Source organism: Streptomyces sp. NEAU-YJ-81 (genome assembly GCF_017592595.1).
Lineage (GTDB): Bacteria > Actinomycetota > Actinomycetes > Streptomycetales > Streptomycetaceae > Streptomyces > Streptomyces hygroscopicus_B.
In genome coordinates this window covers 193,355-218,045 of sequence record NZ_JAGFNO010000015.1, presented here as the reverse complement: position 1 = coordinate 218,045, position 24,691 = coordinate 193,355, and the positions used below count along the sequence as shown (strand labels likewise).

The window sequence follows — 24,691 nt, the reverse complement described above, 5'->3', positions numbered from 1 at the left end:
GACCCCGGGCCGAAGAAACCGGAACGAAACGGCCCGGGCGTCACCCAAGGCGAGCGGTCACAAGGTCCTTGTGAGGATGCGCGCATCGCGCCGGGGGTCCAGCGACTCCACCCAGCGTGAAGGCGCCAGGCGCACCGTCGTGGGCGCGAATCCGTACCGGAGGAACAGGCCGCCACCGCCGGTTGTCGCCGTGAACAGGGCACCGAGCGACTGAGCGCGCGCCCTGGCCAGCACGGCGCGCAGCAGCCCGGCTCCCACACCGCTTCCCTGACTCGGCCCGGCCACGCAGAAGTTGTACACCACGCCCGCGGGCCCACGGCCCTCCCCCGGGTCGGCGGGGTGCAGGCGCAGGCCCACACAGCCCTCGACGGTGCCATCCGGGGCCTGTGCCACGAGGAAGTCGGCCGCACGGGTCGCGTAGAGCGTGACAGGCCGCTCCCGCAGCGCCCCCGAACCCACGAAGGGCCGGGACAGCTCGGCGAGTGCGGCGGCGTCCTCCGGACGGGCGCTGCGCACGCGGGACGTCGGCGCGAGGCGGGCGTGCGGCAGCGGGGCAGGGCATGGCGTAGCCGTGATCAAGGCTTTCCTTCCTCGGTTCCACGGTCGGAGGACCCGGTCGGTGAGCACCTCGGCGTGCTTCATCTCATCCGGTGCGGATCCCGGTCTCCCGGCCGTCGACGTACGTCGCCACCACCTCGATGTCCCCGATGCGCGAGGTGTCGACCCGGCGGGGGTCGTCCCCGAGCACGACGAGGTCGGCGAGTTTGCCCGGGGTGAGGCTTCCCAGGCCGTCCTCCCAGTGGCAGGCGACGGCACCCGCGACCGTGTAGGCCCGCAGTGCCTCGTCGAGGGTGATGCCCTCGTCCGGGCCGATCACCTGGCCGGACTCGGAGGTGCGCTCGACCATGAACTGGATGGCCCGCAGCGGAGATCCGTCCGTGACGGGGCGGTCGGAGCTGCCGACGAGGGGGATGCCGTGGTCCAGGAAGGCCCTGCCGCGGTAGAGCCACGGGGCCCGTTCCTCGCCCATGATCGCCGCATAGTCGTCGCCGAAGTAGCGCAGGAAGTTGGGCTGGACGACGGCGCTGACGCCGAGCCGTGCGAAGCGCGGAAGCTGGTCGGGGCGGATCAGTCCGGCGTGCTCGATGCGGTGCCGGGCGTCGGGGCGCGGCCGGAGGCGCTGGGCCCGCTCCAGGGCGTCCAGGGCGACGTCGGCAGCGCGGTCGCCGATGGCGTGAACGGCGAGCTGCCACCCGGCCAGGTGGCCGTCCACGATCGTGTCCGCGAGCACCTGCGGGTCGTCCTGCAGCTCACCCGTGTGATCCAGACCTTCGTACGGGCTGCTGAGCGCGGCGGTCCGGGCCATCATGCCGCCGTCGGTGTAGATCTTCAGCGCGCCCACGGAGAGCCGGTCGTCGCCGAATCCGGTGCGCAGGCCGAGGTCGAGCGCCCGGGGAATGCCGTCGGCTTCATGTGCGCCGACCGGGCGCAGCCGGTCGGCGGAGACCATGAGCTGTACGCGCAGCGGCAACAGGCCCGATTCGCGCGCGAGTTGGTAGGCGCCCAGCTCGACCGGGCTGTGGCCGAAGAGTGCGCCGCCGATGCCCGCCTCGGCGCAGGCGGTGACGCCCTCGGCCAGGCAGGTGCGGGCGGCGCGGGCGATCGCCTCGGCCAGCTCCGTTTGAGAGTGCGGGAGGCGCAGAGCACGGGCGGCGCCCATGGCGCCCTCGGCGAGGAAGCCGTTCTCGTGCGGGGTGTCGGCGGGAAGCAGGTCGAGGACGGCGGAGTTGACCATGCAGCCGTGCCCGGAGTCGTGCATCATGAACACCTTGCGCCCGTGGCTGACCCTGTCCAGTTCGGCGGCGGTCAGATGGCGGCCCAGGGCCCGCTGGTCGTAGCCGGCGATGCTCACCCAGGCGCCGGGCGAGCCCTTCCGGGTGATGGCCTCCTCCACGACGGCGAGCACCTCGTCGATCCGCGTGCACCCCGCGATGCTCGGGGTCTTCTGCTTGAACCCGGTCCAGGCCAGGTGCACATGGGGGTCGATGAACCCGGGCAGCACGGTGGCACCCTGTAGGTCGACCACCTCGCGGGCGGGCAGGGAGGTCACGGCGTCGTCCAGGCCCACGATCCGGCCCCGCCACAGGCCCAGATCGTGGGCGACGGGGTGGTCCGGGTCCATGGTGAGGAAGCGGGCGTTCGTCAGTCTGGTGCAGAGCATCTGCCGGAGCTCTCCTGGGTGCCGGGGCGGTTCACAGGTCAAACTTAGGTTAGCCTCGCCTAATTGACAGGAGCTTAGCTCTGTCCCTTCCCTCTCACAAGGAGACGTTCATGCGCCTGAGTGCGACCGATGAGGAGAACGCCTTCGTCGCGTTCGGACTGCCCGGCATACCCGGCACCGACGAGTTCTGGGCGGCGGCGGGGACACCCACGTCGGTGCCCGCCGACGGCGGCGGATGGACGACCTTGTTCCTGTGGCGCGGCTCTCCCGCGAGCATCGGCTTCGAGAGCTGGTCGGAGCCGGTCCCCCTGCGCCGGTGGGGCGATACGGACTGCTGGTACGCCGAGGTGCCCATGCCCGCACGGCTGCGGGTGACCTACCAGTTCCTCGCGGGCGACGCAGCGCACGCCGACCCGTTCAACCCGGTCGGCGCGGGCGGTGACCGGTCCATCGCCGCGACTCCGGACGCCCCGGCCCAGCCGCACTGGCCCGTCATCGGCGCCGATGCCGTACTGCCCCTCCCGCACAACCGGATCCGCTGGCACAGCGCACGGCTCGGCGGGCGCCGCACCGTGCGCGTCCATCCGGTGGGCGGCGGCGGACCCGTGGTCCTGCTGCTCGACGGGGACGACTGGCTGTATCTGCACCCGGCCATGACCGCGTTCGACTCGGCCGTCGCAGGTGGTGAGATGCCGCCCGTCACGCTCGTCTTCCTGCCGAGCAAGGACAGGGAGGCCGAGTTCGGATGCGGCCCCGCGCTGTGGGAGGCGATCCGGGACGAACTGCTGCCGCTGGTGGCGGAATCCGGCGCACCCGCCGACCCGGACCGGCTGGTGGTCGCCGGGCAGAGCCTGGGCGGGCTGAGCGCGCTGTACGCGGCGCTGGAGTTCCCGGACCTGGTGTCCCGCGTGGCCTGTCAGTCGGGGTCGTTCTGGTGGACACCCGACGCCCTGGACCTGCCGGATCCCATGGGCGGCCCGGTCGGCGGCACCATGGCCGCGCGCCTGCGCGAGCGCCCCGACCTGTCCGGTCTGCGGGTCGCGTTCGACCTGGGGGAGCACGAGAGGCGGATGCTCCCCCACTGCGAGCTGGCCGAGACCCTGGTCCGGCAGTCCGGCGCGACCGTACGGGTCTCGCGGTCGGCGGCGGGCCACGACCGGGCGGGCTGGCGGCACGCCCTGCTCAGGGATGTCGCCTGGGCACTCGGTTAGCGGGCCGGGTCACCGGGCCACCGCCAGGCAGTAGTCCTGGTCGGTGGCGAGGAGGTTGCGATGGGTGTCCTCGGCGGTGATGACGCCGTCGTCCAGGACGAGGACCCGGTCGGCGGCGTTCAGCAGCGCCGGGCTGCTGGTGATCACGATGGTGGTGCGGTCCCGGCGCAGCTTCGCGATGTTGCGCGCGATGAGCTGCTCGGTGACCGCGTCGACGGCTGTGGTCGGGTCGTGCAGGACGAGGACGTCGGTATCGGCGGCGAGGGCCCGGGCCAGGGACAGCCGCTGGCGCTGTCCCCCGGAGAGGTTCGCGCCGCGGTCGCGGACGCCGTAGTCGAGCCCTTCGCGGTGGAGGGCGACGACATCGGTCAGCATGGACGCCTCGACGGCCTCGGGAACCATCCGGCTGGTGCCCGAGGGGTCGATGTTCGTGCCGAGGGTGCCCGCGAAGATCTCCCCGTCGTACGGGTTCACCAGCAGGTGTCCGCGGACCGCCTCGATCGACAGGTCCGCGAGCTCCCGCCCGCTGACCCGCACCGCTCCCTCGTACGCGCCGGGCGGGACCTTCACGGCCAGGATCGACGCGAGGTCGGCCGCCGCACGCGGCTGGTAGGGCGCGATCGCCACGAACTCGCCGGCGGCCACCGTGAACTTCAGCTCGCGCAGCGAGCCGTACCGGACGCAGTCGAGGTCGAGGTCTCCGCCCGCGGCCGGGCGCTCCCGCCCATCGGCCGCCACCGGCGGGGCGGCCAGCACGAGCGCCATCCGCTCGGCGGACGCGCGCGCCATCATCACGTACTTCGGCATCTCCGAGAACAGTTTGAGCGGTTCCATGATGAACTGCGCCAGCCCCACGGCCATGACGAGTTCCCCGATGGTGATCCGGCCGCTGAAGGCCAGTGAGCCCGCCATCAGGGTCACGGCGGCGGCGAGGACCGCGTTGAGGGCCAGCGCGGTGCCCGCGTACACGCCGTTGACCTTGGCGACGGTGACCGCCTGGTGTTTCGCCTCCGTGCTGACCCTCCGATAGGAACCGAACGCCGCGTGGTTGCCGCCGAAGCCGTGCAGCGGGCGCAGGCCGGTGATCAGGTCCGCGACCTTCGCCCCCGCCCGTGCCACCCGGGCCTGCTGTTCGCGGGTGCTGGAGCCGATCCGCTTGGACAGCACGCTCAGGATCGACAGAATCGCGACGGTGCCCACGATCACCAGCAGGCCGAGCCGGACGTCGGCCAGGCCCAGTGCGACCGCCGCGACCATCACCGCCACCAGCGAGCTGACCAGCAGCGGCACCACCTCGATGATGTCGGCGGTCTGGTCGGCGTCCTCGGTGGCGATGGTCAGCACCTCGCCGGACTTCAGGTCGACGTCCCTGGCCACCGGCTGGAGGCCGTAGGCCGCGACCTTCACCCGCCAGCGGTGCGCCTCGGTGGTGTTGGCCTTCTGCAGGACGCGCATCCCGAACCGCCACGACAGCGACACCGTCGTGATGATGACCGCCAGCGCGGCGATCGCCAGGCCGAGCGAGCCGAGGCTGCGGTCCCGCATCGTGTGCTCGACGATCAGGCCGAGCGCGATGGGGAAGGCGGTCTCACCGGCCTGGTACAGGCCCATGAGGACGGTGCCCCAGGTCATGGCGCCGATGTTGCGGCGCAGTGCGGTCCGGAGGATGTCGGCCCCCGGGCGGGGCCGCTGGGTGTCAGGAGTGGTCATCAAGGTGGCGGGCAATCGCTTCCGGGGTTCGCAGGGTGAACAGATCACGGATGGTGATCACAGGGCCGTACTCGCGGCGGAGCAGCCCGATCAGCCGCACCGCCAGCATGGAGTGCCCTCCCAGGGACACGAAATCGCTCACCGCACTCACCTCGTCGTCATCCAGGTCCAGTGCCTCGGCGAAGAACTCGCACACCACGGTCTCGTTCTCGGTCCGCGGTCCCCGCTCCCCCGCCGTGGTCAGCGTGCCCAGCGGCTTGGCCTCCGGCAGCGCCTTGGTGTCAGCCTTCCCGTTCACGGTCAGCGGGATGCTGTCGACCTGGGCGTAGTGCGTCGGGCGCAGGAAGTCCGGCAGCCCGGTGCCCACGTCGGCCGCGACCGCCGCCAGGTCCGAGCCGTCCAGTACGAGGTAGGCGGCCAGCCGGTACGCGCCGTCGACCTGGGGATCGGGCTGGGCGACCGCGGCGACGAACCGCACCGCCGGGTGCGCGGCGAACGCGGCCTCGACCTCGCCCAGTTCGACCCGGTGCCCCCGGATCTTGACCTGCTGGTCGATGCGGCCCAAATACATCAGGTTGCCGTCGGGCCGGCGGGCCACCAGGTCGCCGGTGCGGTACATGCGCTCGCCGGGCGCGCCGAACGGGCACGCGACGAAGCGGTGCGCGGTCTGGTCGGGCTGCCCGAGATAGCCGCGTGCGATGCCGATGCCGGACACGTACAGCTCACCGGGGACGCCGTCCGGCAGCGGCCGCAGCCACGGGTCCAGCACATACACATCGGTGTTGTCGATCGCCACCCCCACCACCGGGTCCTGGCATTCGAAGGTGCCGACGCCGAGGGTGTTGATGGTGTATTCGGTGGGTCCGTACAGGTTGTAGCCGGCGGTCCCCTCGGTCTCCGCGAGCCGCTGCCACAGCGCCGGGGTGACGGCCTCGCCGCCGAGCAGCACCAGCGCCGGCCGCCGTTCCGGGTGGTCGAGCAGGCCCTCGGCCACCAGTTGCTGTGCGTAGGTCGGGGTCACATTGATGACGTCGATGTGGTGCTCGAGGCAGTACTCGACCAGCCGGGGCGCGTCACGGCGCAGTTCCTCGTCACAGATGTGCACCTCGTGGCCGTCGGCGAGCCACAGCAGTTCCTCCCACGACATGTCGAAGGCGAACGACACGGTGTGTGCGATCCGGAAGACCCGGTGGCCGTGGTCCGCCAGCACCGGCTCGAAGATCCGGCGCTGATGGTTGATCAGCATGTTGGTCAGTCCGGCGTACTCGGTCACCACGCCCTTGGGCTCCCCGGTCGATCCCGAGGTGTAGATCGTGTACGCGGGGTGCCGCAGGCGATGCGGGTCCTTGGGCTGATACGTCCGGTACGGCTCGGCCTCGGGCAGCGGGCGGTCCAGCTCGATCAGGTCGCCGGTGAGCCGGGGCGACACGGCGCTCACGGTGAGGATCACATCGGGGCGGGCGTCCGCGACGATCGCGGCGATCCGCTCGTCCGGGTGGTCCAGCTCCAGCGGCACATACGCGGCGCCGACGCGCAGCACGGCGAACAGCGCCACGATCGAGTCGAGGGAGCGCGGAATCGCGAGGCCCACGGTCGTCTCAGGGCCGATGCCGCGCCCGGCGAGCACACCGGCCACCGCGCGGCTGCGGTCCCGGAGCCCCGCGAAGGTCATGGTCGAGCCGTGGGCCACGAGCGCGATCCGCCGCGGATCGCGGTCCGCCGCCCGGTCGAACCGGTCGACCACGGTGTCCGTGCCGATGTCCACGCGTTCGGCGGGCACGGGCTCCGGCCCCAGTCCCCGCAGCGCGCCGACCGGCCCGGTCGCCCGGGCCAGGTCGTCGAGCACGCGCAGGTAGTCGTCGAGGAGCCGCCGGGCGTTCGCGGTGTCCTCGTCGCGGTACTCCAGCTTGACCGTGAGCCGATCGCCGGGGGTGACGACCCAGGTGAACGGGTAGTGGGTGGAGTCGTCGGCCGTCACCGAGGTGATGCCGTGCCTGGCGTTCATCTCGGCGAACGCGTCCATGTCCAGGAAGTTCTGGAGCACGAAGAGGTTGTCGAACAGGGTGTCGTGCCCAGTGGCCCGCTGGATCTCGCCGAGCCCCAGGTGCTCGTGGACCATCGCCTCGACCCTGGCGGCCTGTACGTCCGACAGGTACGCGCGGACGGTGTCGTCCGGCCGGGCCCGGGTCCACATGGGGACGGTGTTGAGCAGCACGCCGACGATGCCGTCCAGCCCCTCGCCCTCCCGGCCGGAGACGGTCACGCCGAACACGGCGTCGCCGCGCCCCGTGTGGGCGCCGAGCAGGAGGCCGAACGCGCCGGTCAGCACCGAGTTCAGGGTGACGCCGTGCGCCCTGGCCGCCGCCCGCAGCAGCTCCGACTGCCCGGCGGACAGCGTGTGCACGAGCGCGCGCGGCAGGCCGTCGACAAGGGACGGCGCCGGCCCGGCGAGCAGCGTCGGGCCGGGGAGACCGGCCAGGTGCTCGGCCCAGAAGCGTTCCGATACGGCGGAGTCCCTGGCGTCGAGCGCCCGGGCGTGGTCCTCGAAGCTCGGCGTGGCCGGGGCCGGGTCGGGCAACTCGCCCGCGAGGACGGCCTGGTAGGCGTCGAACAGGTCCCGCAGCACGATCTCGCGGGACCAGCCGTCCCACAGCAGCAGGTGGTAGCTGAGCAGCAGCCCGTCGCGGTCGCCGGGCAGCCGCACCACGGTCATCCGGATCAGCGGGGGCTCGCCCGGATCGAATCCCGTGTCGCGGTCCCGGGTGCGCAGCGCCTCGACGTCCGCGTCGCTCGTGAGCTCGACCGTACGGACGTCGACGCGCCGGCCCGCCCCCAGGACCTGGACCGGGTTGCCGTCGTCGTCGGTGGCGAAGCCGGCGGCCACGACCGGGTGCCGCGCCATCACATACGCCATCGCCTCGGACAGTGCGTCGGTGTCCAGGCGCCGGTCGAAGGTGAACCAGCTCTGCGCGACGTAGTGTCCCGCCGAACCCGCCATCTGGGCCTGGAAGTACAGGCCCCGCTGGAGCGGGGTGACCGGTGCCGTGCGCTCGGCCGTCGCGGCGGCGTCCGCGATGCGTTCCAGTGCGCTCCGCCAGTGGTCGGTGATCTCGTCCGGGATGCCTTCGGCGAGGGTGAAGACGGCGTGCAGGCTGCCGGTGGCCGCGTCGGTCCACGCGTTGACCTCGACGGCGTACGGGCTGCCCTGATCGCCGCCGGTCAGGTGCGGGGCCTGGGACTCGCCGCCCCGGCCCAGGTAGTTGAACAGCACCTGCGGGCGGGCGGTGAGCAGCGGGGCCGTCTGCGCGTTGAGGAACCTGAGTCGGCCGTAGGCGAGGTGTGCGCGCTCGTCCGGCTGGCGTTCGGCGACCTCGTACGCCGCGGCGACGGGGTCGCTGTGTGCCGTGAGCCGCACGGGCGCGATGGAGGTGAACCAGCCGACCGTGCGGGTGTAGTCGTGGTGCTCCAGCGCCGGGACCCGGCCGTGGCGCTCCAGTTCGATCGCGAGGTCGGTGGGCGATGGCTGGATGTGGGTCAGCGCGGTGCGCAGCGCGCCGCACAGCAACTCGGTGAGACCGACGCCGAGCGCGGTGGGCGCGGTACGTGTCACGCGGTCGCTCACTTCGGGCGTGAGCACCACCGTGGTCTCGCGCGGCCGCTCGACCGCGGGCAGGAGCGCGGGCGCCTGAAGGGTGGTGAGCCAGTGCCCGAGGTCGTCGATGGCATGGGCGGACCGGGACGCCAGAGCTTCCGCGTACTCGGCGTAGGACGTGGTCGGCGGCGCCAGGGGCGCCCCGCGCAGGGCGGCGGCCAGGTCGTCCAGCAGGATCAGCCAGGACACCGAGTCGACGGCGAGGTGGTGCACGGTGACCACCAGGGTCCGGCTCGCCTCCAGCCACGCGAACGCGATGACCTCCCCGGACTCGGGGTCGAGCCGTCCGGCGGCCTCGTTCGCCGCCGTCGTGGCGTCGGCCGTGCCCGCCCGTACGACAGTGACCTCGCGGGCGGGTTCGGTGCGCAGCTCCCACACCCCGTGTTCGACGCGCAGCCGCAGCCGGAGGGCCGGGTGCGCGGCCACGACGGCGTGCGCGGCGCGCTCGGCGTCGGCGAACCCGGTGCCGTCGGGGGCCACCACCGTTCTGGCCTGGGCGAACCGGGTGAGCGAACCGCCCAGTTCACGCTGGCGCAGGATGATCGGGGTAGGCGGCAGCGGGCCGTCCTCGTGGCGGGCGGGCGCGGGCGGCTCGGCCTGCGGTGTGCGCGCGCCCAGGTGCTCGGCGAGTGCGCGCGGTGTCCTGAACAGGAACACGTCCCGTGGCGCGATCGGCAGGCCGAGCGCCCTGGCCCGGTTGATGACGGTGATGGCGACGATGCTGTCGCCCCCGGCCCGGAAGAAGTCGGTGTCGCCGTCCACGGCGGATTGGGGCAGTGTGTCGGCGAAGATGCCGACCAGTGCGGTGAGCGCGGCGTCCCCGCTGCCCGCAGGACCGGCCGACGGGGTGTCGTCCTGTGCGGCGCGTGCGGTCAGGGCCTTCCGGTCCAGCTTGCCGTTGACCGTCAGCGGCAGGGCGTCGACGGGCAGCACCCGGCCCGGCACCATGTGTACGGGCAGCTTCGCGGACAGCAGGGCGGTGACGTCGGCGGGCGCCCGGCCCACGACATGCGCGACCAGGTGGTCGCCGCTGTCGGCCACGGTGACGGCCGCGTCGACCACACCATCGAGCCCCCTGACCGCGGACTCCACCTCGCCGAGTTCGATACGGAAACCCTTGAGCTGCACCTGGTCGTCGGCGCGGCCGGTGAACTCCAGCTCACCGTCGAGCGTGCGGCGGGCGAGGTCGCCCGTGTGGTACATGCGGGAGCCGTCGCCCGCGAACGGGTTCGCCACGAAACGGCCCGCGGTGAGCCCCGGCCTGCCCAGGTAGCCGAGCGACACCTGGTCGCCTGCGACGTAGATGGCGCCCACCCGGCCCGGCGGCACCGGCCGGAGCCGGTCGTCGAGCAGATAGGTGGCCAGGCCCGGGATCGGGCCGCCGATCGGGCTGATGTCGCCGCCGGGGCCGAAGTCGTCGTCGGTCAGCACCCGGTGGGTGACATGGACGGTGGTCTCGGTGATGCCGTACATGTTGACCAGCTCGGGTGCACCGGTGCCGTGCCGCTCGACCCAGCCGCGCAGCCGCCCGAGATCCAGCGGCTCGCCGCCGAAGATGATCCGGCGCAGCGCGGTGACCGGCTCGCCCGCATGCCGGTCGGCCTCGATGAACTGGTAGAACGCCGACGGGGTCTGGTTGAGCACGGTCACTCCGCGCTCGCGCACCAGCCGGTGGAAGTCGACCGGCGAGCGGGTCAGCCCGTACTCCGGCACCAGCAGCTCAGCGCCGTGCGCCAGCGCGCCCCACAGCTCCCAGACGGCGAAGTCGAAGGAGAAGGAGTGGAATTGGACCCATACGTCGTGGGGGCCGAAGTCCATGGCGGGCCGGGTGTTCGCGAGCAGCGTCACCACGCTGGAGTGCGGGACGACGACGCCCTTGGGTGCGCCGGTCGATCCGGATGTGTAGATGACGTAGGCGGGGTCGTGCCAGCGCGCCTCCGGCCCGGCCTCCGTACCGGCCCGCGGCAGCTCGTCTCCCAGTACGAGCACACGGGCCGGCACGCCCGCCCGGGCCAGCAGCCGGGTGAAGCGCTCGCGCTGCTCACGGTCCACGAGGACGACCTGCGGAGCGGAGTCGGCGAGGATGTACTCCAGCCGTTCGTCCGGGTAGGCCAGGTCCAGCGGTACATACGCGCCGCCCGCGGTGACGATCGCGACCAGGGCGACGACCTGCTCCAGGGAGCGCGGGACGGCGACGGCGACCCGCCTGCCCGGCCCGGCACCGGCCGTACGCAGGGGGGAGGCCAGCTCGTTCTTCGCGGCCGCCAGTTCGCCATAGGTCAGTGACCGGGTTCCGCCGTCGAGACCGCACTGGGTGACGGCGGTGGCCGCCGGGTCGCGGCGCGCTGCGGCGTCGAACAGTCCGCCCAGCGTCGTCGGAGTGATCGGCGCGGGACGCCGGGTGTCTTCGGGCGCCACCTCGCCGACCAGGGCGTCCGGGCGGGTGAGCAGGCCGGTGAGGGTCTGGGTGAACGTGCGCAGGATCGCCTGGGCGCTCGCCTCCCGCAGCAGCTCGCCGTCGTAGATCAGGTTGAAGCGGGGACGGCCGTCGGGTGCGCGCTCCACCACCAGCGTCAAGGGGTAGTGCGGGGCGCCCTCGTTCACGATGTCGGTGATGACCAGCTCGTCGCGCGGCCCCCGCAGGGCGGCCACATCGGTCGCGACATCGAACACCACCAGGGTGTCGAACAGGGCACCTGCACCGGCCAGGCGGCCGATCCTCGCCAGCGAGACATGCTGGTGCGGCAGCACCGCGCTCTGGTGTTCCCGCACCGAGGCGAGCAGATCGCGCGCCGTGGTGGCACCGGCCCACCGGGCGCGCACGGGGATCGTGTTGATGAACAGACCCACCATGTCCTCGATGCCGGGCACCTGCGCGTCGCGCCCGGACACCGTGGAACCGAACACCACGTCACTGCCGGGCAGAATGGAGCCCAGCGTCACCGCCCAGGCGCTGTGCACGGCCACGCTCAGCGGCACACCGGCCGAGCGGGCGGCCGCGTCGATGTCGTCCCCCGGTTCCACGGCGGTGTCGGCGAACCGGCCGGACGGGGTGTGCCCCTCGGCGACCAGCGAGGGCCCGGGCAGCTCGGCGAGCTGATCGCGCCATATCCGGTCGCTCTCGTCGTCGTCGCGCTCCGCGAGCCACCGTACGTAGTCGGGGAAGCCGCCGAGCGGGTACACCGTCCCCGGCGCGTGGTATTCGGCCAGCAGCGCGCGGAGCATCGGTGGCACCGACCAGCCGTCGGCGATGATGTGGTGCACGGTCTGCACCAGCACGTTCCGGCCGGAGCCCGCCCGGATGAGCGTGTACCGCATCAGCGGGCCGGTGGCCAGGTCGAACCCGGCGCGGCGGTCCCGCTCGGCGTATTCGCGGATCTCGGCGTCGGTGATCCCGGGGCGGTCGAGCGTGGTGAACGGCGCCCGCACCCCGCTCTCCAGCACGGAGACCACCCGGCCGTCGGCGAGGGCCGTGAACCGCGCCGCCAGGTTCGGGTACAGCGTGAGCAACCGGGTGGCCGCCGCCGCGAGCCGGTCGGCGTCCACCTCGCCGTCCAGCCTCAGCAGTTGCTGCTCGACGTAGGCACCCGCCGAGTCGTCGTCGAAGACCGAATGGAAGTACAGGCCCTCCTGCAACGGGGTCAGCGGCAGGATGTCCCGCAGCGCCGGGCCGTCCAGGACGTCGACGTCGGCCTGGGTGAGCGGCACCAGGCCGAAGTCGCTGGGCGAGTGGCCGCCCTGGTCGAGCGCGGCCAAGGCGGTCAGGGCCTCCCGGAAGTACGCGCCGATGGTCGCGATGTCCTCGTCGGTGAACATCCCGTCGGGCCAGGAGATGGTGGTGATCAGCTCGTACGCGCCGTTCGGTGCGGGTTCGGCGATCGCGTTGAACTCCAGGGGGCGCGGCAGGCGCATTCTCGGGTCGCGCTTCTCGCCCAACTGGCCGGTGTTGCCGCTGAGTTGCCAGTCTCCGGAGGCGCCCGCGTCGAAGCGGCCCAGGTAGTTGAAGAGCACCTGCGGTGCGGGGGCGTCGAACCCGGTGTGGGTCAGATACCGCAGGGCACCGTAGGAAACGCCGTTGGACGGCACTCGGGCGAGGTCTTCCTTGACCGCCTTGAGCGCGGCGGCCAGATAGTCGGGGGCGGTGAAATCGGCCGCCGCTCCGGGGTCCACGGTCACCGGGAACAGGGTGGTGAACCAGCCCACGGTCCGCGACAGCTCCGGCTCGAAGCCGGCGGCATCCGCCACGAACCGTCCTTCGCGGCCGTGGCCCTCGAGTTCGATATGCGCGAACGTCTGGTCCTGTCCGAGGTCGCGGCGCCATCGGGCGAGGGTGACGGCGAGCGCGGTCAGCAGCACATCGCCCACGCCCGCGTGGAACTTCGCGGGGATCTCGCCCAGCAGCGCGGCGGTGACCTCGGGGCCGGCCGAGACGGTCCGCACCCGCTCCCGGGCGACGGTGTCGGCGTCGCGCAGCGCGCGCCTGCCCACGGGGCCGTCTGCTCCCGGCAGGGGACGCTGGTAGTAGCCACGGTCCGCGTCGAACGTGGCATTCCCCAGCATCTGCGTCCAGCGCCGGAACGACGTGCCCACCGGGGGCAACTCGACCGGCGCGCCCGAGGCGAACTGCCGCCATGCCATGGCCAGGTCGTCCATCAGGACATGCCAGGACACGCCGTCGATCACCACATGATGGACGACCACGACCAGTTGCCGTGCCTCGCGTCGCCAGACGGCACGCAGCATCACGCCCTGGTCCGGGTCCAGCCCGCCGGTGGCGAGCGCGACGCACTCATCGAGCGGCCGGTCGCTCTCCTGCCACGACGGCGTGGCCCGCCCCGCCACCGGGATCTCGAAGCTCCAGCGCTCGCCGCGCACCAGCCTGGCGCGCAGCATGTCGTGCCGCCCGGCCACGGCGGCGAGGATCGTGTCGAGCGCATCGGCGGTCAGCTCCGCCGGGGTGTTCAGCACGACCGACTGTACGAAGCCGTCGATCGCGTCGGTGGTCTCGCCGAGCCACTGCACGATGGGCGATCCCATGACGGAACCGGTCGCGACATCGCCGTCGTCCGCGGTGGAGGCGTCCTCACGGCTCGCCATCGCCGCCAGCGCCCCGACCGTGCTGTTGGTGAAGATCTGCCGTGCCGTGAGGTGGAGACCCGCGTCGCGCACCGCGCTCAGCAGCGAGATCGCCAGCAGGCTGTCTCCGCCGAGCTGGAAGAAGTCCTGGTCGACGCCGACCTCGTCCAGCCGCAGCACCTTCGCGACCGCCGCGCACACCACCCGCTCGTTCTCGGTGGTGGGCTGGACGATCGAGCCCGTCCCGATCACGGGTTCCGGCAGCGCACGGCGGTCGAGCTTGCCGTTCGCCGTGAGCGGGAACTCCTTCATCACGACGATGTGGGCGGGCACCATGTACTCCACCATGTGCCCGGCGGCCCACCCCTTGACCTCGTCCGCGCGCAGGTCCTCGCTCCCGGCGGCCGGGATCACATAGCCCACCAGGTAGGTGCTGCCTGCCGCGTTCTTCTTCGCGACGACGCAGGTGTACCGCACCCCGGGGTGCTCCGCGAGACCGACCTCGACATCCTCGATCTCCAGCCGCATACCGCGGATCTTGATCTGGTTGTCGGCCCGGCCGAGGAAGTCCAGCGAGCCGTCCGGGGCGAACCGCGCGAGGTCTCCGGTCCGGTACAGCCGGGACCCGTCCCCGGCGAAGGGGTTCGCCACGAAGCGGGACGCCGTCAGGCCGGGCGCGTTGATGTACCCGCGGCCCAGGAGGAACCCTCCCACGTACAGTTCACCACCGACTCCGACCGGGACCGGGCGCAGCTCGTTGTCCAGCACATACAACTGGGTGTTCGGGTTGGCCTTGCCGATCGATGTCGACAGGCGCTCGGCCGCGCCCCGGTAGATGACGTGCGAGACACCGATCGTGGTCTCGGCCGGGCCGTAGCCGTGGTAGAGCGGGATGTCGAGCCGGGTGCGGAACCGCTCGTACAGCTCCGGGGTCAGCACCTCGCCGCCGCACCACACATGGCGCAGGCTGTCCAGCCGCCCGGAGTCGCCCACCATCTCCAGCAGCACGTCCAGCATGGACGAGACCAGGTAGGTGAAGGTGACCCGCTGCTCGGCGATCACGCTCAGCAAGTGGTGCGGGTCGCGTTCGCCGCCGGGCCGCAGGATGACCAGCCTGCCGCCGTGCACCAGTGGCAGGAAGATCTCGTTGATGGAGATGTCGAAGGACAACGGCGCCTTGAACAGCGACGCGTCGTCGTGGCCGAAGCCCAGGATCTCGTTGCCCTGCCACAGCAGGCGCTCGCTGATCGCTTCGTGCCGGATCATCGCGCCCTTCGGCCGCCCGGTCGAACCGGACGTGAAGATCACGTACGCCAGGGCGTTGCCGGGGAGGGTGACCCCGGTGCCCTCGGTGGAGTGGGAGCCGAAGCGCCAGTCGCCGAGGTCGACGGCCACGGCTTCCGGTTCGGCCGGGTCGCGTTCGGCCGAGTCGCCGAGCTGCGCCACGACCTGGGCGTCGTCGATGACGGCGGCCCGGCGCGCGGCGGGCCACTGCGGATCGAGCGGCACGAACGCGCACCCCGCCTGGAGTACGGCGAGCAGCCCGATCACCATCTCGGCCGAGCGGCCCAGTGAGATGCCGACGACCTGTTCGGGGCCCAGTCCGCGCTCGATCAGGTGGTGGGCCAACTGGCTGGATCGCTCGGCCGCCTCACGGTATGTCAGCGACCGGTGCTCGTCGACGATGGCGACCGCGTCCGGCCTGGTCCGCGCCTGCTCACGGAACATCTCCACGATGGTCGGGCGGACCCGGTCGGCCTCGGTGTCGTTCCACCCGGCCAGGGCCTCGAGCCTGGCCGCCACACCGGACGGGGAGATGGTGCCGATGGGCCGGTCCGGGAATTCGGTCAGGTCGTCCAGCGCGAGCTGCGCATCGCCCGGCCCGGCGCCTTCCGGGACGGTGATGCTCCGGTCGTCCGCGCCGACCTCCCAACCCGCGTGCCCCGCCCCGCCGTTGTCGACCCACCCGAGGACATCGGCGAAGAGGGTGCCGGGGGTGAGGTCGATACCGTCGGGGCTCAGGCCCGTCGCCCAGTACGACAGCCCGATGGCACACGCTTCGGCGATGGTCCGGTCGGAGAAGTCACCGATCCGCCGGCGTACGGCGGCAACCTGTCCGGGGGAAAGCAGTACGCGACGAGCGCCCGGTTCCACCATCGAAGACTCAGCATCCCTTCCACGTCATGAAAAGCTCACCTGAATCAGGGGTGTCTAACTACCTTCGCGCCAGGCCCGCCACAGTCGCGCGTACCGGCCGCCCAGGGCCACCAGCTCGTCGTGCGTGCCTTGTTCCACCACCCGGCCCGCGTCCAGCACGGCGATCCGGTCCGCCGCCATCGCCTGGGTCAGCCGGTGCGCCACGAACAGCGTGGTCCGGCCCGAGCACGCGGCCAGCACGGCCCGCTCCAGCTCGGCGGCGCCCTCGCTGCCCGCCTCCGCGGTGGACTCGTCGAGCACCACCACCGGCGCCCGGCCCAGCACCAGCCGGGCCAGGGCGATCTGGGCCACCTTGGTGACGTCCAGGCGCTCTCCGCCCTCGCCGACCATGGTGTTCAGCCCATCGGGCAGCGCGTCGACCCACCCATCGGCGCCGACCGTGCGCAACGCGTCCATCAGCTCGGCATCGGTCGCCTGCGGCGCGGCCAACCGCAGGTCGTCGGCGAGCGGCCCGGAGAACACATGCGTGTCCTGCGTCAGGATGCTCACCAGGGCCCGCGCCCCGGCCTCGTCCAGACCGGCGAGATCGGTCGTCCCGATGCGCACCGACCCGGCCTCCGGAATCCCGATGCCCGCGATCAGCGCGGCCAGCGTGGTCTTGCCCGCGCCCGTCGCCCCCACCAGGGCGAGCGAACCACCGGCCGGGATCGTGAGACTGACGTCCCGGAGGACCGGTTCCTCGGTGTCGGGGTAGCGATACGTCAGCCCCTCCACCGTCACCGAGTACGGCCCGGCGTCCGCCGGCGAGACGGCCGCGTCGCCCACCAGCCGGTCCTCGGCGGCCTCCCCCATCACGCCGACCAGCCGGGTCAGGCTCGCGCCCGACTTCTGCGCCTCGTCGAAGGTGAACATGATGGAGCCCAGCGGGGTGAACAGCCGGTGGAACATCAGCGGGGCCGACGAGACATCGCCCAGGCTGGCGGCATCGGCCTCCAGCAAGGAGTACCCCACCACGATGATCAGGACCAGCCCGATGAACTCAGCGCGGTTCTCCCTGCCGACGAACCGGCCGAAGAACCGGAACACCTCGATACCGAGATCGCGCACCCGCCATGACTCGGCGCTGACCTTCTCGCGGAAGGCGCCCTCGAGGCGGTACGCCCGGACCGTGTCGATCCCCTTCAGGCCGCTGATCAGCGCCTGCGCACGGTCGGCCTGGGCCACCCGCTGCCGCTGGTAGAGCGGGGCGGACCGGGGGAGATACCAGCGCAGGGCCAGCGCGTACGCGGGCAGCGCACCGGCGCCCGCCAGGCCGAGCCGCCAGTCCAGTCCGAACATGCCGGCCGTGGCGATGACGACCAGCACCCCCGCCGAGAACACGGTGGGGACGGCCGTGCGGATGCCCTTGGACAGCACGGCCACATCGTCACCGACCCTTGACAGCACGTCTCCCCGGCCGACCTGCTCGATCCGTGCGCTCGGCATCCCCAGCACCGCGCGGACGGCGCCTTCGCGCAGCCGCGCGAGCAGATCCGCGCCCAGCCGTCCGATGAGATAGGTCGACACCGCGGTGGCCGCCGCGCCGAGCAGCGCGGCGGCCCCCATCACCACCCCGATCGCGACCAGGGTCGAGCGCGACTCGCCCTCGACCACCCCGTCGACCACCCGGCCGAGCAGGATCACCGGGAGCACCTGGAGTGCCGCCCCGGCCACCGTGGTGAGCGCGGTGGCGGCCGTCAGCCAGGGCACCTCGCGGCAGTGCGCCGCGACCCATCGGGTGGCCACGCGTCCGGTCGCCGTGCGCAGGGTTGCCGGGGGGACGCGCGCCTCGGTGGTGCTCACCCCCGGCCGACCGACTTGACGAGCTCGTCGATCGCGTACGGCAGGGACAGCAGGGTGCCCTGGGAGATGGCCGCGCCGACGGCCGGACCCTCACTGTCGAGCAGGTAGGACACCTTGCCCTTCTTCACCGCGTCCAGGTTGGTGAAGAGCTGGAACTTCTTCAGCGCCTGCTGGTCGGCCTTGTCGTTGATGACGAAGACGCGGTCGGCGTCGACCAGGTCGACGCGCTCGGGGGACAGGACGGTGTAGAACTTCCCGTCCGCGATCTTGTCGATCTTGGTCTGGTACCTGAAGCCGATGCCCGTGACCAGCCGCCCGCGCACATCGGTGGAGGTGAACGGCGCCACCGAGTTCTTGTACCAGGACAACATGACCGCGGTCTGGTTCGCGAACTCAGGATGCGCCTTCTTGGCCGCGCCGAGCTTGTCCTGAATTCCCTGCACCAGCTTGGTGCCCTCGTCCTCCTTGCCCAGCGCCTTGGCGATCTGCACCGCGTTGTCCTGCCACGGGGCGCTGAACGGCTCCTTCTCGCCCTTGGTGCGGCCCACCGTCGGGGCGATCTGGGAAAGCTTGTCGTAGGCGGCCTTGTCGATCTCGGAGTAGACCGCCACGATCAGGTCCGGCCGCAGGGCGGCGATCTTCTCGTAGTTGGGGCCGGTGTCGCCGTTCTTCATGACGACCTCGGGCCGGGTGTCGCCCCACTTGTCCTTCACCCAGGGCCACTGGGTGTTGATGTCGGGCTTCTTGCCCGCCGGGTTCGGGTACTGGTCGACCATGCCGATCGGTCTGACACCGAGCGCCAGCATGGCCTGGTCGTCCGTATAGCCCACGGAGACGACCCGCCGGGGAGCCTTGGTGATCTTCGTGGATCCGAACGCGTGCTCCACGGTGACCGGGAACGCACCGGAGGCGGCGGCCGGGGCGTCGTCGCCCGTCTCGTCCGCCGAGTCGGAACCACATCCCGCGAGGAGGCCGACGCCGAGGGCCGCGGCGGACAGCACCGCCATTAACCGCCGCCATGGCGTCCTACGCGTCGTTCGATGGAGGAGCATCCGGAATCCCTTGCTGTCGCGCTGTCCGTTGCGCCCCTGACTAAGGGCAGCCAAACCTTATCCCGATGAAGTGAGGCTAGCCTAGCCTTACTTTTGCATTCCTTTGCGGGACCTGATCGAGCTGGACGTGGGTGCGGCCGATCGGCACGATGAGCGGCCGGTCGCCCACCGGGTCGTCAATCACCATGGCCCGCAGCCCGAATGCCTCGTCCAGCAACTCGGCGGTGATCACATCACGCGGATGCCCCTGCGCCAGGATCGAACCCGACCGCATCACAATGAGGTTGTCGCTGTACCGCGTGGCCAGATTGAGGTCGTGCAGCACCATCACCACGGTGCGGCCCGACTCGTGCAGGTCGTCCACGAGGTCGAGTACATCGATCGCGTGCGCCAGGTCCAGATAGGTGGTCGGCTCGTCGAGGAGCAGCAGATCGGTGCCCTGGGCCAGGGTCATCGAGATCCAGACGCGCTGACGCTGCCCGCCGGACAGCGAGTCGACCGGGCGGTCGGCCAGCTCCGACACCCCGGTCATGGCCAGCGCGCGCTCCACGACACCGGCGTCGTCCGACGACCACTGCCGCAGCCAACTCTGGTGCGGATGACGGCCCTTGGCGACCAGGTCGGCCACCGTCAGCCCCTCCGGCGCCACCGGCGCCTGCGGCAGCAGGCCCAGCTTCTTCGCCACGTCCCTGGTCCTGAGCCCCGCGATGTCCTCGCCGTCCAGCACCACGGCCCCCTTGGCCGGCTTGAGCAGCCGCGTCAAGGTGCGCAACAGGGTCGACTTGCCACAGCCGTTGGGACCGATGATCGTGGTGATCACGCCCGGCGGGATCGTCACATCCAGGTCCTCGATGACGGCCCGGCCGCCGTACCCGACCGAGACGCCTCTGGCCGCCAGCCGTGGGTTGCCCTGGGCCCCGGACTCGATCTCGGTGATGCGCTCGGCGCTCACAAGTCCCCCTGTATTGAGGTCTGCCTGAACTTTATCGCCATCTATCTGAGATTCGCCCGTACCAGCAGATAGACGAGGAAGGGGCCGCCGATCGCGGCGGTGACCACGCCCACCGGGAGAGTGATCGGCAGCGCCGTGCGCGCGACCAGGTCCGCACCGATCAGCAGCAACGCTCCCACCATGCCGGAGGCCACCATCGGCGGCGTAGGGCACCTCGCCAGACGCATCGCCACCTGCGGTGCCACCAGCGCGACGAACGGGACCGGGCCCGCCGCGCTCACCCCCACAGCGGCCAGCAGGACCGCGCACAGCAACAGGACCGCCCGCACCATCGCGTACCGGACGCCCAGGCCCGCGGCGACCTCGTCGCCCAAGTGCATCGGCTTGAACTGGAACGCCACACAGAACACGACGGCCAGGAGGACGAGCGTGCACCACAGCGCCACCCGGACCTCGCTCCACGAGCGGTTGTCCAGCGAGCCGACCAGCCATGCCTGGGCCCGGGCCACGTCCTTGATGTCGGCCGTGACCAGCAGCCATGTCGTGATCGCCTCCATCATGGCGCTCACCGAGATGCCGATGAGGATGAGCCGGAAGCCGTCGACCCCGCGCCGCCACGCCAGGAAGTACACCAGCAGCCCCGTGCCGAGACCGCCCGCGAGCGCCGCCGTGGACAGACCCACGGCGCTCACGACCGCCGCGGCGGTCCCGCCCGACACCGTCACCAGGAACACCGAGACCGCGCCGGCGCCCCCGGTGATCCCCAGAATGTCCGGGCTGGCCAGTGGATTGCGGGCGATGGACTGCGTCAGCGCACCGGAGACCCCCAGCGCGATCCCCACGATGAGCCCGGCCAGGGCGCGCGGCATCCGCAAGTCCATGATCACGAACTCGTCGACCCGCTCTCCGCCGCCGAGGATCGTGGCGATGACCCGGGAGAGGCCGATGGGGAAGTCCCCGACGCCGATGGACAGGCAGAACACCAGGAAGGTGGCCGCCGCCAGCAGCAGCGTGACGCAGACGAGCCAGGGCCGCCATACGAACGACACCTGGCCGAGCCGCACACCCGGCGCCACCGATGGTTTCACGTCCGTCCCGCTCATGCGCTCCTGAACTTTCCGAGCCACACCAGGGCCGCGAAGAACGGGGCGCCCAGGAGAGCTACGACAACTCCCGCGTCCAACTCGCCCGGCCGCACCACCAGGCGTCCCACGATGTCGCAGAGCAGGAGGACGACAGCACCGAGCAGACCCGCGTACGGCACCAGCCAGCGGTAGTCCGGCCCGGTCAGATACCGCGCCACATGGGCCACCATGAGCCCGAGAAACGCGATGGGTCCGCACGCCGCCGTCGCCGCGCCCGCCAGCAGGGTGATGGCGGCGATGCCGATGGTCCGGCTCAGCGCGATGTTCACGCCCAGCCCCCGCGCCACATCGTCACCCAGGTTGAGCAGGTTGAGAGCGGGCAACGTGGTCAGCGCCAACACCAGCCCGATTGCGATGAACAGGGCCACCGGCCAGATGACGTCGAATCCGACACCGGCCACGGAGCCCGCGTTCCAGAACCGCAGCGTGTTCAGCGACGCCTGGTCCGAGAGCGCGACCGCCGTGGTCATCGCCGCCAGGAACACCGTGATTCCCTGCCCGGCCAGTGCCAGCGTCAACGGATTGCCGGCCCCTCGGCCGATGCTCGCCAGCCCGAACACCACGACACCGGCGACCGCCGCCCCCAGGAAGGCGAACCAGACGTACTGGAACGGGTCGGCGAACCCGAACACGGCGATCACCGACACCACGGTGAACGAGGCGCCGGAGTTCACCCCCAGCAAGCCCGTGTCGGCGATCGGATTCCGCGTGTACCCCTGGATCAGCGCGCCACCGACCCCCAGGGCGATGCCCGCCACGATCGCGAGCACCGTCCGGGGCATCCGCACGGTCCGCACGATGAGCCTGATCTCGGTGAGCCGCTGATCGGAATCCGGCGCCGCGAACAACCCGTGCCACACCTCGGCGGGGCTCAGCGCGCGCGCACCGACGGCCAGCGACACCGCCGCCGCGATCACGAGGACCGCCACGAGCGTGCCCAGACCCACAACACGCCGCCGACGGGCCTTCGTTGTGCCCCTGGCCAAGGGGCGCTCCATCACAGTCGTGCCCATGTCTCAGTACGTCATCCCCCTATCGAGCGGTGCTGCCGACTCCGTCGGCGACCGGCCGGGCCCCGTCGGAAGCGGATGGGACACCCCGGTCGAGGAGCGAGTCCAGGATCTCGCCGACCCGGGTCGCGGTGTTGGACAGCAGGGAGGAGGTGATGCCGTGCGTATGCTCCGTACCACCCTGCAGATAGATGCCGCAGCGCAGCCCGGGATCCGTCGCGATGCGGTAGTCGCGCTCGACGCGGATGCGGCCCTCGTCGTCGCGGAGGCAGCTCTCGGCGACTTCGCCGAGGAGGCCGAGGGGGTCGGCGGGGCTGTAGCCGGTGGCGAAGACCACCACGTCCGCGTCCAGGAGCGTCTCCTCGCCGGTGACGAGGGATGTCACGGTGGCACGGACCTGTGTCTCCGTCTCCTTGACGTCGGCGAGCCGGGACACGTTGAGGAAGCGCAGCCGCTCCACGCCGAGGACCTTCTCCTGGTACATCTGCCGGTACAGATCGTCGATCAGGTCGATGTCCACCACGGAGTAGTTGGTGTTCCCGTGGTAGTCCATCAGCCGGCGCTTGACGTCCTCGGGCGCGGCGAAGTACTCGTCGACCGCCGCGGGGTCGAAGATCCGGTTGGCGAAACCGCTGTCGTCCGCGGGGCTGTAGCCGTAGCGGGAGAAGACCGCGCAGACCTCGGCCTCCGGGAAGCGGCGGTGCAGGTAGGCGACGTTCTCGGCGGCACTCTGCCCGGCGCCCACGACGATGAACCGGGACGGCGAGGTGCCTTCCAGGCCGTCGGCCTTCGCCAGCAGTTCAGAGGTGTGCCAGACGCGGTCACCGCGTTCCACACCCTCGGGCATGAGGGGACGCAGCCCGGTGCCGATGACGAGGTTGCGGCCCCGGTGGACCGCGAGCCCCTCCGCCGAACGGACCGTCACATCCACGTACTCAACGGCCCCGTCACGGACCACAGGCGCGACGCCGACGACCTCATGGCCGTAGGAAACCATGTCCCCGACCTTGGCCGCGGCCCACTCGAGGTAGTCGTGGAACTCCACTCGCAGCGGGAAGAGGTTCTTGTGGTTGATGAAGTCGATCAGCCGCCCCTTGCTCTTCAGATAGCAGAGGAAGCTGAACTCACTGGCCGGGTTCCGCAGCGTCACGAGGTCTTTGAGGAAGGACACCTGCATGGTCGCGTCGTCGATCAGCATGCCTCGGTGCCAGCCGAAGCGCGGCTGCTGCTCGAAGAAGTGAGCGCTGATCTCCTCTCCCCCGGCGGCGCGTGCGTTGTGCTCGCTGAGTGCGATCGCCATGGCCACATTGGACGGCCCGAAGCCGATGCCAATGAGGTCGTGGACCACTGATGCGTCACCAGGAAGAACCTGTGACATGTCACTCCCATCGTGCGGGGCAATCGCCTGTCAGGCGTGGGGAAGTCGCGGTGGGCACGCACGCCGACGAAGCGGCATGTCCACTGAAACTTAGGTGAGCCTAAGCTAAACCCGCAAGCCTGTCGATAGGGCGGATCAGGCAATCGCACACGCCAACTACGCCACCAGATACGCCCGTTGCAGGCTAAGGTAAGCCTTGCTTTACTTGATCCCGGTCATCCCCTGCTTCGAGGAGGAACCCCATGCGGGTCGTCATGTTCGGTTACCAGACCTGGGGGCACCGCACCCTGCAAGCCCTCCTGGACTCCGAGCACGACGTGGTACTCGTCGTTACGCACCCCAAGAGCGAGCACGCGTACGAGAAGATCTGGAGTGACTCCGTCGCCGACCTCGCCGAAGAGCACGGCGTCCCGGTGCTGATCCGCAACCGCCCTGACGACGACGAGTTGTTCGAGCGCCTCAAGGAAGCCGACCCGGACATCATCGTGGCGAACAACTGGCGGACATGGATCCCCCCGCGCATCTTCGGCCTGCCCCGCCACGGCACGCTGAACATCCACGATGCGCTGCTGCCGAAGTACGCCGGCTTCTCCCCGCTGATCTGGGCCCTGATCAACGGCGAGTCCGAAGTGGGCGTCACCGCACACATGATGAACGACGAACTCGACGCGGGCGACATCGTCCGGCAGGAGGCGGTTCCGGTCGGACCGACCGACACCGCCACCGACCTCTTCCACAAGACCGTCGACCTCATCGCCCCGGTCACCATCGGAGCGCTCGACCTCATCGCCTCCGGGCAGACGGAGTTCACCAAGCAGGACCGGTCCCAGGCGAGCTTCTTCCACAAGCGGTCCATCGAGGACATCCGCATCGACTGGAGCTGGCGGGCGGAGGACCTCGAGCGCCTGGTCCGCGCCCAGTCCGAGCCGTACCCCAGCACCTACGCCTTCCATAAGGGCAAGCGCCTCGAAATCCTGGCCGCGGTCGTGTCCCAGGGCCGGTACGGCGGCACTCCCGGCCGCATCTTCTACCGCGAGGGCGACGGCGTGGTGATCGTCGCCGGAGCCGACGCCCGCACCGGCCGCAACCACGGCCTGGCCATCACACGCGTACGGACCGAGGACGGCCACGAGATGGCCGCCACGGAGTACTTCACCTCCATGGGCGGCTACCTGACGAGCCGCCCCTGACGCGGGAACCCACCCACCGCGACTCCCGTGGGCCGAGAGGACATTGCCACCGCGCGGACCCGGAGGCCCGTGCGGTGGCCATCGTCTTCGGCCCG

12 protein-coding genes are annotated in these 24,691 nt (G+C 71.1%); 2 read left to right on the top strand and 10 right to left on the bottom strand.

The window, feature by feature from the left end:
* Positions 1–57 precede the first annotated feature (57 nt).
* Both J5X86_RS28790 and J5X86_RS28785 read right to left on the bottom strand, forming a co-directional pair.
* Entirely contained in the window at positions 58–579 is a 522-nt protein-coding gene (locus tag J5X86_RS28790; RefSeq protein WP_243981697.1) for a GNAT family N-acetyltransferase, read from the bottom strand.
* 64 nt (positions 580–643) lie between these two features.
* A complete protein-coding gene (locus tag J5X86_RS28785) occupies positions 644–2,221 on the bottom strand; it encodes an amidohydrolase (RefSeq protein ID WP_208519621.1) in 1,578 nt (525 codons plus the stop codon).
* 110 nt (positions 2,222–2,331) lie between these two features.
* Here J5X86_RS28785 and J5X86_RS28780 point away from each other — a divergent pair, with 110 nt between their 5' ends.
* On the top strand, positions 2,332–3,432 hold the full coding sequence (locus J5X86_RS28780) for an alpha/beta hydrolase-fold protein (RefSeq protein WP_208519620.1): 1,101 nt from the start codon (positions 2,332–2,334) through the stop codon (positions 3,430–3,432).
* 9 nt (positions 3,433–3,441) lie between these two features.
* On the opposite strand, the gene J5X86_RS28775 is transcribed toward J5X86_RS28780, so the two are convergent.
* From J5X86_RS28775 to J5X86_RS28740, 8 genes are all read right to left on the bottom strand, one after another.
* Positions 3,442–5,142, bottom strand: a complete 1,701-nt coding sequence (locus J5X86_RS28775; RefSeq protein WP_208519619.1) for an ABC transporter ATP-binding protein — start codon at positions 5,140–5,142, stop codon at positions 3,442–3,444.
* Positions 5,129–16,027: a non-ribosomal peptide synthetase gene (locus J5X86_RS28770; protein WP_208519618.1), complete on the bottom strand. Its 10,899-nt coding sequence runs from the start codon at positions 16,025–16,027 to the stop codon at positions 5,129–5,131. Before J5X86_RS28770 ends, J5X86_RS28775 begins: the two co-directional genes overlap by 14 nt.
* 54 nt (positions 16,028–16,081) lie before the next feature.
* A complete protein-coding gene (locus tag J5X86_RS28765) occupies positions 16,082–17,869 on the bottom strand; it encodes an ABC transporter ATP-binding protein (RefSeq protein WP_208519617.1) in 1,788 nt (595 codons plus the stop codon).
* The gene (locus J5X86_RS28760) at positions 17,866–18,921 is read right to left on the bottom strand and encodes an iron-siderophore ABC transporter substrate-binding protein (protein ID WP_208519616.1); all 1,056 of its coding nucleotides are present in this window, start codon (positions 18,919–18,921) and stop codon (positions 17,866–17,868) included. The genes J5X86_RS28765 and J5X86_RS28760 overlap by 4 nt, the downstream gene beginning before the upstream one ends.
* A gap of 76 nt (positions 18,922–18,997) precedes the next feature.
* The gene (locus tag J5X86_RS28755; RefSeq protein WP_208519615.1) at positions 18,998–19,873 is read right to left on the bottom strand and encodes an ABC transporter ATP-binding protein; all 876 of its coding nucleotides are present in this window, start codon (positions 19,871–19,873) and stop codon (positions 18,998–19,000) included.
* Between the two features lie 41 nt (positions 19,874–19,914).
* The gene (locus J5X86_RS28750; RefSeq protein WP_208519614.1) at positions 19,915–20,976 is read right to left on the bottom strand and encodes an iron chelate uptake ABC transporter family permease subunit; all 1,062 of its coding nucleotides are present in this window, start codon (positions 20,974–20,976) and stop codon (positions 19,915–19,917) included.
* Positions 20,973–22,031, bottom strand: coding sequence for an iron ABC transporter permease (locus tag J5X86_RS28745; RefSeq protein WP_208519613.1), 1,059 nt, complete (start codon positions 22,029–22,031; stop codon positions 20,973–20,975). Before J5X86_RS28745 ends, J5X86_RS28750 begins: the two co-directional genes overlap by 4 nt.
* A 19-nt stretch (positions 22,032–22,050) precedes the next feature.
* The gene (locus tag J5X86_RS28740; RefSeq protein WP_208519612.1) at positions 22,051–23,406 is read right to left on the bottom strand and encodes a lysine N(6)-hydroxylase/L-ornithine N(5)-oxygenase family protein; all 1,356 of its coding nucleotides are present in this window, start codon (positions 23,404–23,406) and stop codon (positions 22,051–22,053) included.
* Between the two features lie 242 nt (positions 23,407–23,648).
* On the opposite strand from J5X86_RS28740, the gene J5X86_RS28735 reads away from it, so the two are divergent.
* Positions 23,649–24,596 (top strand): methionyl-tRNA formyltransferase, encoded by a 948-nt coding sequence (locus J5X86_RS28735; protein ID WP_208519611.1) that lies wholly within the window; start codon positions 23,649–23,651, stop codon positions 24,594–24,596.
* Positions 24,597–24,691: the final 95 nt, after the last annotated feature.